The following is a 10,736-nucleotide window of genomic DNA, read 5'->3' on the forward strand; positions in this document are numbered from 1 at the left end:
CGGCGCACATGACCGCCCGCCGACCGCACACGGAAACGGGGCCGGCGGACCCCCCCGCCCCCGCCCCCCCCCCGCGGGCGCCCCCCCACCACCTCATTGCCCCATCCGCGCTGCCGCAGGCCAGTTTGCTCATTGACTCGGCCTTGGCCGCTTTTTGTGGAGATACCTCGCATGTTTCCCGCAGTGATCGCTTTCGGGATCGTCTTCTTCTGCCTCACTCTGTGGTGCTCCGTCACTGTCGCCCGGATGCGAGACATCCCGACCTGGCGCAGGTTCCTGCCTTTTTCCCTTTTCCTGATCGCTGCGGCAGCCAGTCTGCTGCGGGCGTTCGACATCCCGGCGGTGGCGAACGCCGTCGCCTTCCCCCTGAACCTGGCAGTCGTCCTTCTGTCCATCCGAGAGATTCGCGGTAGCCGCCGCAGGCACGAACTCAGCTATTCCGCATAGCCAGGTCACAGCCAGTAGTCCTGCAATGCGCGCTCATCTCCGGAAGGGCGCGCCACTTCACGTTGCATGCATCTTATTTAGGTGCAGACAATGATTTTCTTCGGACATATGGGGTCTGGTCGAAATGGGCCACGGCCGCCGTAGTGGCTGTGGGCATTTCAGGGGTGCTCGTGATCCAGGGGGTGGGCGATTCCTCTCACGCTTCCCGGAACCACAGAAAGAACGCAGCTGGCAAGGTCGATACCCGCACGGCTGCCCTGAGACCCTCGGCGGACGGCATGTCCGCCGAACTGGGGCAAGCGGGACATGAAACCGTTCAGCATGCCCGGAGTTACATGGGAGCGTCCATCCACAAGGGTGGTCGGCACGGTAGAAGTCCGCACACGTGAGGTGGCGTCCGGAACCTCGTCGGACTGGCTGACCCTCGACGGGGGCAGCAGGCAGGGCGAGAGCAACGCGGCTCGCGGCGGCACCGAGCCTGCCTGGGTGGGTGCCTTCGACGGTGTCGAGGTGCGGGTGAACGGAAAGGGCTCGGCACGGCTGCCCGTGGGCCTGCGCCTCGACATGATCGACCCTGGCAGCGGAAGCTTCGAAGGCTTGAGCCGGCGGCGTACACCGTGTGCAAAGCGAGAGCTTCGCAACTCTCGGCGCCACGCCCGCCGTGGCCGGGCAACGATCTCCCCGGAGTCTTCCACTCCGAAGCCGTCCGTGTCGGAGTCGGTAACCGCCGATCCGGAGGTGTCCGAGTCGGCTTCGGACACCGCGTCGCCCAGCGCCTCGTCGTCGACGTACGCATCTCCGTGGGCTTCGCCCAGCCCGTCCACGACCGTACCGACGGCCCCGCCGTCCACCGCACCCCGGCCGCCGATCACCTCGCGGGCCGACTGGGGCGCGGACGAGTCGATCAGCCCGGAGGAGCCGGGCTACTTGCCCGAGGGGAAAATCAAGGCGGTGGTGGTTCGCCACACCGCTGAGTCCATGGCCGTCGGCCACGGCAGGGGCGGACTGGACCTGTCCTGGGCCCGCTCACGCTGTCCTGGACGGTGGCCATCCTCGGCTTCGTCGGCTATCTGGCCGCCTCCCGCAGGGACGTTCAGCGCGACGTCACGCCGTGACGCGCAGGTGGAGTCGAGTGCGGGCGTTCACCCGGCGGGCAGGCTGATCATGAACCGTGCGCCGGGGGCATGTCCGGGGGCGTACGTCACCTCGCCGCCGGCGGAGCGGGCCAGGCGTCGCGCCAGCGGCAGCCCCAGCCCCGCTCCGGGGTGTCCGTCGCCGGGATCCGCGCGCCGACCGGGCTCGAAGAGCTGTCCGGCGAACGGGGGCGGTACGCCGGGTCCGTCGTCGGTGACGTCGATGCGTACGCCGTCGGGCGCGCGGTAGGCGCGGATGGTGACCTTGGAGCGGGCGTAGCGGCAGGCGTTGGTCAGAATCGGGCTGACGATGCGTTCGAGGAGGGCGGGTGGGACTCCGGCCTTCAGAGGTGGGCCGTCAGCAGCGACCGTCAAGTGAGATGGCGCGTCGAGGACTTCGGTGAGGCGTTGCAGCGTGGGGAGGACCTTGGCGGTGCCCGGGGCGGCGCGTGTGCCGCTGCGGGCGTCGTCGAGGAGAGTGTCGCAGATGGTGCGCATGGACTGGGCTGCTTCCGCGATGACCTTGTGGGTGGCGCGTGTCTGGTCGACGGTGCGGGGATGGGTCTGCCACCAGTCGAGTTCGGCGATGATCCGGCTCAGAGGTGTGCGCAGCTCGTGCGAGAGTTCCCCGGTGAGTTGCCGCTCGTGGCGCAGGAGGGTGCGGATGCGGTCCAGTATTGCGTCCAGCGATGCACCGAGGCGCGCGAGTTCGGCCGGGTGCCGTGTATGGGCGAAGCGTTCTTCGGAGGCTACGGCGCTCCACCGTGTGGCCTGGTCGGTCATCATGCGGACCGGGCGCAGCGCGCGGCCTACCGCCAGTCGGGTCAGGGCGTAGGTGCAGGCGAGCATCATGACGTCGAGCGCGAGCGATCCCAGGAGCAGGGTGTCGGCCGAACTCCGGTAGGGGGAGAGGTCGAGCGCGGTGACCACCAGAGTCCCGCTCGTGTCCGCGGACACCGGCTGCGAGCACAGCCGGAGAGGGCCGTCCAGGTCGGCTGTGACGCATCGCCGCCCGCCGCGTGCGGCGAGGGCGCCGGCGACGCGGGTGAGGCGGTCGGCGTTCGGGGGTTCTTCCAGCAGGCGTCCGCCGACGTAGATCCACACGTTCGTGTCGAGGAGGGCATCGTTGGCGGTCTCCAGGACCCGTACGGTCGTGCCGGTGGTGTCGATGGTCGTCGCGACGGCGGCGGCGCGGGTGTGCAGTTCGCCGTCCGCCTGGTGCTGGAGGCGGTGCTGGACGACGGCGTTGAAGGCGACGGTGAGGACCAGCATCAGCAGCGTGGCCGTGGTGAGGGCTACGAGGGAGAGTCGGCCGCGCAGCGTGCGGGGCGCCAGACGGTGAAGGAACGCGCCTATGGTCGGCTGCAGTCGATGGCGGATACCGCTCATGACAGGCGATGACCGATCCCGCGGGCCGTGCCGATCGTCCGGTTGCTGCCGGCCTTGCGCAGCTTGCGTCGCAGTCGGGTGAGGTACTGGTCGAGGGTGTTGTCGTGTACTTGGGCGCCCTCGGGCCATGCCGCCCGGACGAGCTCGCGGCGGCGCACGATGCCGCCGGAAGCCGCCATGAGCGCCGCCAGGAGACGGAACTCGGTCGGTGTCAGGTCGACTCGGGTGCCGTGGACGCTGATCATGTGCCGGACTGCGTCCAGTGCCAGGTCGCCCGCTGTGGCGGCAGGCGGCGGTGCGGCCCGTTTGAGGGCGGCCCGCAGGCGGGCCGCGAGTTCGGCGAGGTGGAACGGCTTGGACAGGTAGTCGTCGCCTCCGGCCGAGAATCCGGACAGCCGGTCGCCCAGCCGGTGGTGAGCGGTCAGGAAGATGACGGGAAGGAGGAATCCATTGGCGCGCAGCGCCTGGCACACGTCCCGGCCGTCGGCGTCGGGCAGCCCGATGTCGAGTACGGCGGCTGAGATGTCGGCGGTGGCCAGTCGTAGGGCGGTGGCGCCGTCCGGGGCGGGCACGGGGTCGAAGTCCTCGTCGCGCAGTCCGCGCATCAGCGCGTCACGTAGGGCGTGATCGTCCTCGACGACCAGGATCGTCTGGCGCACGGTCCTCGCTCCGTTCTCGTGCCACGTCCGTCTGTTTCGGTGCCGTATGCGTTCGGTCCCCTGCTGTGCTGCCCGTCGGTTCTGCCGTCCCGCGCGCCGAGTCCGAGTCCGTCGCGCTGGGGGTCCATCGGTCGGGAAGCCAGTAGGCCACGACGCTCAGGCAAAGGCCCAGCCATCCGAGGGCGAAGAGCCAGCCGCCGACGACGTCGGTCAACCAGTGCACTCCGAGGTAGACGCGGGTCAGGCCGACCGACGCACCCCAACCGCCGATGACCAGGGTCAACGGGGTCGTGCAGCGTGGGCCACGCACGCGGACGGAGATGATCAGCAGTCCCGCGGCGAGAGCCGCTGTGGTCGTGTGGCCGGACGGGAACGCCCATCCCGAGGCATGCGTCGCCCAGTCCGCCAGGGGTGGTCGCCGCCGGGCGACGAGCGCCATCCCCGCGTACCGCAGCACCTGACCCGCCCCGAGGCAGCCCAGGCAGAGGGCGACGGCGAGCGCGCGCTGCCGTGGAGTGCGCCCCGCGATGAGCGCGGCCAGCACCGCCAGCGCGTACGGGACCACGCCGGTCCCGGTGTCGGTCAGCCCGCGGGCGAACGCCACCGCCACGTCGGGCCGGTGGCCGACAGACCACGAGAGGAGGTCGGCGTCCGCGAACAGCGGTAGGCCGTCGTGGCCCATGACGACCATGGTCAGCACGCCGAACGCCGTCCACGCGCCGAGGCCGCAGCTGCCGGCCAGTTCGGCGACCTCGCCGCGCTTCACGACCCCACCAACAGCGCACGCAGACGGGTGGCCGCGAGCCGCAGGGCTGCGGCCTCCGCATGCCTGCGTAGTGCCGACATGGCGAGCAGGGCGACCAGGGCGCCCACCACCACGCCTGCCAGCACGTCGTGGGGGTAGTGCGCGCCGACCCAGACACGCGAGACGGCCATCGCGCAGGCGGCCACCGCGGCGAGGGCGCCGAGTCGGCGGGAGACGAACAGCAGGGCGACGGCCGCCGCAGCGGCGACAGCCGCGTGGTTGCTGGGGAAGGACCAGTCGCCGGGCGCCGGACACGCCTCCAGGGTGGTCACCCGCAGGCTCTGGCAAGGCCGGTTCTCGCGCACCAGCACCTTCAGCGCCGCGTCCACCCCGAAGGCCACAACCACGACCAACGGCACGGCGAGCGCCGTCACCGATGCGGTAGCGCCCCGATGCCGGGCGTGCCACCAGCCGACGGCCATGAGCACCGCGAACAGAGCGAGCCCGTACGTCGAGTAGTCCGACACCGTGTGGTCCAGCCAGACGGGCGAGCGCCGGGCGAGGTTCACCACGTCGGTATAGGCCGAGCCGTCGACCGATGAACCGTCAAGGGCGATGATCATCCGCGTGCCCCCTTCGCCTTCGCGGCCCGGCGTGAGCGGTACACCTCGGAGGCGACCGGAATCAGCGACAGGGCCGCGATCACCGCGACGATCGGCAGCAGATAGCGGTCCACGTTCGGCACGGAGGCTCCCAGCGCGTATCCCGCCAACGTGAGGCCGAGACTCCACAGCAGGCCGCTGGTCACCTGCCAGACGGTGAACGTCCGCAGGGGCACCTGCAGGGCACCGGCCATCGGGTTCAGGACCGTCCGCACGACGGGCACGAACCGGGCCAGGGCGATCGCCTTCGCGTGGCCGTAGCGCTCCAGCAGCTCCTCCGCGCGTTCCGCCCCCTCGCGCAGGCGGGCCGAGCGGCTGCGGGCGAGCAGGGCTCCGCCCGCTCGACGTCCCAGGAGGTATCCGCACTGCGAGCCGGCCAGCGCCCCAACCGCCGCGGCGACCAGGAGCGGGGCGAGTGACAGCTTCAGGCCGCTCTCGGCGCTGCCGGTGCACAGCAGACCGGCCGTGAACAGCAGGGAGTCACCCGGGAGGAAGAAGCCGATCAGCAGCCCGGTCTCGGCGAAAAGGATCACGCCCACGCCCAGCACGCCGAACGCGGACAGCAGCGACCGCGCGTCGAGCAGATTGACGGCGAGCTGAGACGATAGGTGTACGGCTGTGGTCATCGTCGGGGGCCCCTTCATCGTTCTGTCGGTCAGTCGGATGCGGCGGCGGAACGGAGACGCGGCAACATCCGACGATCGACTACAGCTCTGTAGACGGTTTACTGAACTGTAGACGATGGCGGAGCGAGGAACGTTGCCATGACCCACGCGAGGGACGAGACGGACGCGAGGGACGAGAGGCGGCCGGCCGGTGAGCTCGAAGCCGCCGTCATGGCCGCGCTGTGGGCCGCCGGGGCCCCGCTCACGCCCGGACGTGTGCTGACCGAGCTTGGTTCCGGCCTGGCCCGGACCACGGTGACGACGATCCTGACCCGCCTGCACGAGAAGGGCGTCGTCGACCGGGAGCGGCAGGGCCGCGGCTACGCCTATTTCCCCGTTCAGGACGCGCCCGGCCTGACCGCCCGGCGCATGCACAGCGAACTCGACCGCGACACCGACCGCGAGACGGTCCTGGCCCGCTTCGTGGCCCAGCTCAGTCCGGGCGACGAGCAGCACCTGCGCCGCCTCCTGGAGGGTGACGAGCGATGACCGCTCTGCTGCTCCTACCGCTGATCCTGCCCTTCCTCGCGCCGGCGCTGGGCCGCCGAACCCTCGACCGACTGGCTCCCGCCACCGCGCTGTGGGTGATCACCGCCTCGGCCCTGGCCCTGGCGGGAGCCTGCGTCGCCGCTCTCGGGGCCCTCGTCCTGATCGGACTGCTCAAACTCCCCGCCTTCGCCGCCCTCGGCGAACTCGTCCACCCCCTGCGGAGCCCCTCGGACTACGTCGTCCTCCCAGCCGCCATGGGGGCCACCGGAGTGCTCATCCTCAGCGTCTGGACCCTCGCATGCTCGGCCTTCCGGCAGACCCGCGCCTTCCAAACCGCCCGCGCGCAGGCCAGCCGCCGCCCGGCCGCAGGTGACCTGTGCGTGATCGAATCGCCTGATCCGGACGCGTACGCCCTTCCCGGACGGCCCCACCGCATCGTCGTCACCACCGCCATGCTGCGCAGCCTGGGACCTGCCGAGCGCGAGGCGCTCTTCGCCCATGAGCGCGCCCACAACCGGGCCGGCCACCACTACTTCCTGGCCGCTGCCGAACTCGCCGCCCATTGCCACCCCGCCCTGCGCGCCACCCGCGCCACCATCCGCTTCGCCGCCGAGCGGGCCGCCGACGAGGCCGCCGCGGAGATCACCGGAGACCGGCGCCTGATCGCCACGGCTATCGCCCGCGCCGCCCTCGCCGGCAATGCCTCCCCCTCCACCCGCCCGGACTTCGCCCCTGCGGCGACGACCGGACCGGTGCCGCGACGCGTCGCCGCACTTCTCGCACCCACCCGGACGCGCCCGCGCACCACCCGCCGTACCGCGTTCCTCCTCGTGGCCTGCACGGTCCTGTCCGTCGCCGCAGGAACGGCAGGCGTCGTCGACTTCCACCACGAGGTCGAGGTCGCCCAGGGCGAGGAGGCTCCCTGACCGGTTCGGCCCCCGGCGGCCACCGCCGGAAGCTCGACCGTCCTGCCGCGTGATCATCCCCAGGCGAGGAGCGACTTCAGCAGCCGGAGCAGGTCGCCGGTCGCATCGGCGGCGCCCGGCGCGGTGAGGGCTCCGAGCTCCCGAACGCTCGCCGCCAGGGGCCGCGGGCGCGGGGGGTGGGACGTCCTGGAGGGCGATGCGGCGGCAGACACCCCGCGGTCGGTGAAGCCGAGTCCGTACGGCGGCTCCCGGCGGCTGTGAGTGCTGCCCGAGCGAGGGCGCGGGCGGACCAGCGGCCTGCACGCTGCTGCCGCGCCACGGGGCCGGGCAGAGTTCCAGGCGGTAGCCGTGTCCGCGCTGGGTGGTGATGCGGGCCAGGCTGCCAGGGTGGACCGAGGCGTCGGCGGCCTGCGCGAGGCGGCGGCGCAGGCCGGCCATGGTGACGTCGAGAGTTTTGGTGGAGCCGAACCAGTTCTCGTCCCAGACTCCGGCCATCACGGTTTCCCGGGAGACGGCCTCCCCTGCGTACAGGGCCAGGACGGTGAGCAGGTCGAACTCCTTGGGACGCAGGTCGACGTCCGCGTCGTACAGCGCGCGGCGTCGGGCCACGACGTCGAGAACGAGGTCGGCCAGCCGGACGGGTTCCTGCGGCGGCGTGGCGACGTCCTGGCGGCGCAGATGGGCACGGAGCCGGGCGAGCAGCACGGTCAGGCTGAAGGGCTCGACGAGGTAGTCGTCGGCGCCCGCGTCCTACGCACCCCGCTCACCGGGCCTCAGTAGACGCTGGAGGCGGGGCTCGCCCAGGACGACGCCGCTCGGACTCGGCCGGCCCTGGAGGAGGCCCTGGCGACCACGCGTCGCCTGCACCGCACGGTGGAGGAGGTGCCGCGCCTGTCCCGCTTCCACGGCCTGCCGCGTCGGCCCGCCCCGGACACGCCCGTGTCACAGGTGCTCCGGGAGACCGAGGAGCGCTGGCACGGACTGTTCGCCCGCGACGGCAGACGCCGGGAGGCAGAGGCTTGAGACGGGCAACGACGTTGGCGTCCTCGGCGCTCCCGTCACCGAGATCCTCGGCGTCCTGCTGGAGAACGCGCGCGTCCACGGGCGCGGCACCGTACGCCTCATGGCCCGCGACCTCGTGGAAGCCGTCGCCTTCGATGTGACCGACGAGGGCACGGTCGACAGCGATGTGTCCCAGCTGTTCGACCGCGGCCGCATCGGCGCGGGAGCGGGCTCCGGCACCGGCCTGTCCCTCGCCCGCGACCTGGCCGTCTCTCTGGGCGGCAGACTCTCCCTGACCGGCCGCCGTCCTGCCGCTTTCACCCTGCTCGTGCCCGTACGCCGAGAGGAGCCCGGCTCCGAGTGCGGCGGCTGAGTACCGTTCAGGCGCCTGCCGCGGTGGGAGCCTGTCGCAGCCGGCTGATGATCCGGTTCGCGGCGGTCTTCTGCAGCAGCCCATAGGCCAGCACCGGCAGCAGCAGGTGAGGTTTGTCGGGCAGGGACGCGGTGATCAGCACCGCACTCGCGCTGCTGTTGTTCATCCCGCAGGCGAGCGTCAGCGATGAGGCGGTGCCCGCCTCCAGCCGCAGGACGCGGGCGGCGACCCCACCGAGGACGAAGGAGAGCAGGCAGACCAGTGCGGCCACGGCCAGGGCCGCGGCGAACAGCAGCGGTCGTGGCCGGGTGAGGACGGATCCGAGGGCGCCGCTGGCGTTGACATAGGTCAGCACCAGGGAACCGGCCATGGCCGACGGCGCCACCGCGGCGACTAGGCGGCCCAGCGATTGCGCGGACAGGACGAGTGCGCCCAGCAGGCCCGCCGCGCAGGGAAGGACCACGGCGGTGAGGGCGAATCCGTTTCCCGCCAGGCGGCCGGTGGCCGCGAGGGTGTGCGCGTAGCCACCGCTGAGCAGAGGCGACAGCGTCGCCAGCAGCAGGGGAGTGGTCAGCGGGCTGAGGAGTGTGGAGGCCAGGACGAGACCCACCATGGTCGGCTGATCTCCGTCGCCCCTGTCGGTCCACACGGTCGCCCCGGCGGCGACGGGCATCGCCACGACGAGGATCATCGCGGTGAGCAGTCCGCTGCCGCCGTCGGTGTCCGGGGTGCGTCGCAGGAGAAACGCGAGAAACGGAACGACCGTCAGTGGGATCGCCAGGTGCAGCACGAGACCGGCGAGCAGAGCCTTCGGGTGCCGCAGCAGGGCACCCAGCGCGCGGACGGGAACCTGGAGCCCGGCTGAGAACAGGACCAGGGACAGCAGGAGCGGTGCGGTGTCCAGTGCCAGATGCGACGGCGGCAAGGAATGGGGGCGGCGCAGCCACAGGCCGGGGGCGGGCAGGATCAGGGCGAGGGTGTAGGCCAGGACGACGGCGCGGCCGAGCCGGTGCCGCAGCCAGGACGCGGCGCGGGTGTGCATGGCACCCATCGTGATCAGACCGGACCCGGCGAGCCGGGAAAGCCGCGCGGCAGTCAGGATGCGTTCAGGTAACCGCTGGCAACGTTTTGCCCACGACCTACGAACTCTCCGAGACTCCCGATGCCGAACCGGGCACGAGTGCCCCCGCTCCGCACTCCCACCGTCAGCGCTGGAACAAGGTACCCGAGGTCACCGCCTACTTCTGGATCATCAAGGTGCTGTGCACGACGGTCGGCGAGACCGCTGCCGACCTGCTCAACGAGAAGGCTGGCCTGGGCCTGACCGGCGTGTCCACGCTCATGAGCGCGCTGCTCGCGGTCGTCCTCGTCGTCCAGTTCCGCACCACGGGGTACCGCGCGGGCGTGTACTGGCCCGCTGTCGCCCTGATCAGCGTCGTCGGCACACTGATCAGCGACAACCTCACCGACAACATGGGCGTCCCGCTGGAGGCGAGCACCGGGGTGTTCGCACTCCTCCTCGCGGTCGTCTTCGTCGTCTGGTACCAGCGGGAACGAACCCTTTCCATCCACAGCGTCGACACCACCAGCCGCGAGGTGTAACTACTGGCTGGCCGTACTGTTCACCTTCGCCCTCGGCACGGCTGCTGGCGACCTTGTCTCCGAGCGCATGGACCTCGGCTACTGGCTCTCGGCTGTCTTCTTCGCCTTGGCCATCGCCGCCGTAGCGATCGCGCACTTCACGCTGGGGCTGGACGCGGTGTGGAGCTTCTGGATCGCCTACATCCTCACTCGCCCGCTCGGAGCCTCGATCGGCGACTACCTGTCCCAGCCGACCGGCGACGGCGGCCTCGGATTCGGCACCGTCGTCACGAGCGGGCTCTTCCTGGCCGTCATCCTCGGCCTGGTGGTGTACCTGGCGGTGACCCGGAGGGACGTTACGGACCCCGCGCGCGTCGCCCGCCAGACTTCCTGAACTGCTGAGGAGGGGTTCAAGAAGCGAGGCGATCACCGACAAGGTCGGACACCACAGCCGGCCTGTGCAGTCGGCCCATGTGTCACAGGGCGCCCGTCCCCCTCGTGGAGACGGGCGCCCTTGCCCCCCCCACGATCAGGAATGTCCGACCAGAAGATCCTGAAATCCTCACCACATAGTAGGACTCCGTTAGGTCTGTCTCGATCTTGGCCTTGAAGGTGACCTGCTGGGCAGGGCTTGGTGGCAGGTGGTGCAGATGCCGGTCCAGCAC

The 10,736-nt window shown here is 71.0% G+C and carries 10 protein-coding genes and 2 pseudogenes; 5 read left to right on the forward strand and 7 right to left on the reverse strand.

From position 1 onward, the window contains the following. Positions 1–171: 171 nt before the first annotated feature. Positions 172–447 (forward strand): hypothetical protein, encoded by a 276-nt coding sequence (locus tag ACFRAC_RS31405; protein ID WP_382935794.1) that lies wholly within the window; start codon positions 172–174, stop codon positions 445–447. Between the two features lie 1,142 nt (positions 448–1,589). On the opposite strand, the gene ACFRAC_RS31410 is transcribed toward ACFRAC_RS31405, so the two are convergent. Genes ACFRAC_RS31410 through ACFRAC_RS31430 form a run of 5 tightly spaced genes read right to left on the reverse strand, consistent with a single transcriptional unit; the run spans position 1,590 to position 5,661 of the window. Then, positions 1,590–2,969: a sensor histidine kinase gene (locus ACFRAC_RS31410; protein ID WP_382935797.1), complete on the reverse strand. Its 1,380-nt coding sequence runs from the start codon at positions 2,967–2,969 to the stop codon at positions 1,590–1,592. Beyond that, a complete protein-coding gene (locus ACFRAC_RS31415; protein ID WP_382935802.1) occupies positions 2,966–3,628 on the reverse strand; it encodes a response regulator transcription factor in 663 nt (220 codons plus the stop codon). Before ACFRAC_RS31415 ends, ACFRAC_RS31410 begins: the two co-directional genes overlap by 4 nt. After that, a complete protein-coding gene (locus tag ACFRAC_RS31420; RefSeq protein WP_382935805.1) occupies positions 3,582–4,394 on the reverse strand; it encodes a phosphatase PAP2 family protein in 813 nt (270 codons plus the stop codon). The genes ACFRAC_RS31415 and ACFRAC_RS31420 overlap by 47 nt, the downstream gene beginning before the upstream one ends. After that, positions 4,391–4,996, reverse strand: coding sequence for a phosphatase PAP2 family protein (locus ACFRAC_RS31425; RefSeq protein WP_382935809.1), 606 nt, complete (start codon positions 4,994–4,996; stop codon positions 4,391–4,393). Before ACFRAC_RS31425 ends, ACFRAC_RS31420 begins: the two co-directional genes overlap by 4 nt. Next, positions 4,993–5,661, reverse strand: a complete 669-nt coding sequence (locus ACFRAC_RS31430; RefSeq protein ID WP_382935812.1) for a DedA family protein — start codon at positions 5,659–5,661, stop codon at positions 4,993–4,995. The genes ACFRAC_RS31425 and ACFRAC_RS31430 overlap by 4 nt, the downstream gene beginning before the upstream one ends. Positions 5,662–5,799: 138 nt before the next feature. Between ACFRAC_RS31430 and ACFRAC_RS31435 the strand changes: the two genes are divergently transcribed. Then, entirely contained in the window at positions 5,800–6,189 is a 390-nt protein-coding gene (locus ACFRAC_RS31435; protein ID WP_382935815.1) for a BlaI/MecI/CopY family transcriptional regulator, read from the forward strand. Then, on the forward strand, positions 6,186–7,115 hold the full coding sequence (locus ACFRAC_RS31440) for a M48 family metalloprotease (protein WP_382935819.1): 930 nt from the start codon (positions 6,186–6,188) through the stop codon (positions 7,113–7,115). Before ACFRAC_RS31435 ends, ACFRAC_RS31440 begins: the two co-directional genes overlap by 4 nt. Before the next feature lie 396 nt (positions 7,116–7,511). On the opposite strand, the pseudogene ACFRAC_RS31445 reads toward ACFRAC_RS31440, so the two are convergent. Then, a pseudogene (locus ACFRAC_RS31445) lies at positions 7,512–7,820 on the reverse strand (winged helix-turn-helix domain-containing protein); the annotation flags it as partial. 376 nt (positions 7,821–8,196) lie between these two features. Here ACFRAC_RS31445 and ACFRAC_RS31450 point away from each other — a divergent pair. After that, positions 8,197–8,490 carry an ATP-binding protein gene (locus tag ACFRAC_RS31450; RefSeq protein ID WP_382935837.1) on the forward strand — a complete coding sequence of 98 codons (294 nt, stop codon included), beginning with the start codon at positions 8,197–8,199 and terminating at the stop codon, positions 8,488–8,490. A 7-nt stretch (positions 8,491–8,497) separates the two neighbouring features. On the opposite strand, the gene ACFRAC_RS31455 is transcribed toward ACFRAC_RS31450, so the two are convergent. Beyond that, positions 8,498–9,532 carry a sodium-dependent transporter gene (locus ACFRAC_RS31455; protein WP_382935822.1) on the reverse strand — a complete coding sequence of 345 codons (1,035 nt, stop codon included), beginning with the start codon at positions 9,530–9,532 and terminating at the stop codon, positions 8,498–8,500. An 86-nt stretch (positions 9,533–9,618) separates the two neighbouring features. On the opposite strand from ACFRAC_RS31455, the pseudogene ACFRAC_RS31460 reads away from it, so the two are divergent. Next, a pseudogene (locus ACFRAC_RS31460) lies at positions 9,619–10,465 on the forward strand (hypothetical protein). Positions 10,466–10,736 lie beyond the last annotated feature (271 nt).

This window comes from Streptomyces sp. NPDC056628 (assembly GCF_042792555.1).
In the GTDB taxonomy this organism is placed as follows: Bacteria; Actinomycetota; Actinomycetes; order Streptomycetales; family Streptomycetaceae; genus Streptomyces.

Coding starts and splice junctions, on each gene's coding strand:
- ACFRAC_RS31405 (WP_382935794.1), top strand. CDS start 172: ATGTTTCCCGCAGTGATCGCTTTCGGGATCGTCTTCTTCTGCCTCACT.
- ACFRAC_RS31410 (WP_382935797.1), bottom strand. CDS start 2,969: ATGAGCGGTATCCGCCATCGACTGCAGCCGACCATAGGCGCGTTCCTT.
- ACFRAC_RS31425 (WP_382935809.1), bottom strand. CDS start 4,996: ATGATCATCGCCCTTGACGGTTCATCGGTCGACGGCTCGGCCTATACC.
- ACFRAC_RS31430 (WP_382935812.1), bottom strand. CDS start 5,661: ATGACCACAGCCGTACACCTATCGTCTCAGCTCGCCGTCAATCTGCTC.
- ACFRAC_RS31435 (WP_382935815.1), top strand. CDS start 5,800: ATGACCCACGCGAGGGACGAGACGGACGCGAGGGACGAGAGGCGGCCG.
- ACFRAC_RS31440 (WP_382935819.1), top strand. CDS start 6,186: ATGACCGCTCTGCTGCTCCTACCGCTGATCCTGCCCTTCCTCGCGCCG.
- ACFRAC_RS31455 (WP_382935822.1), bottom strand. CDS start 9,532: ATGCACACCCGCGCCGCGTCCTGGCTGCGGCACCGGCTCGGCCGCGCC.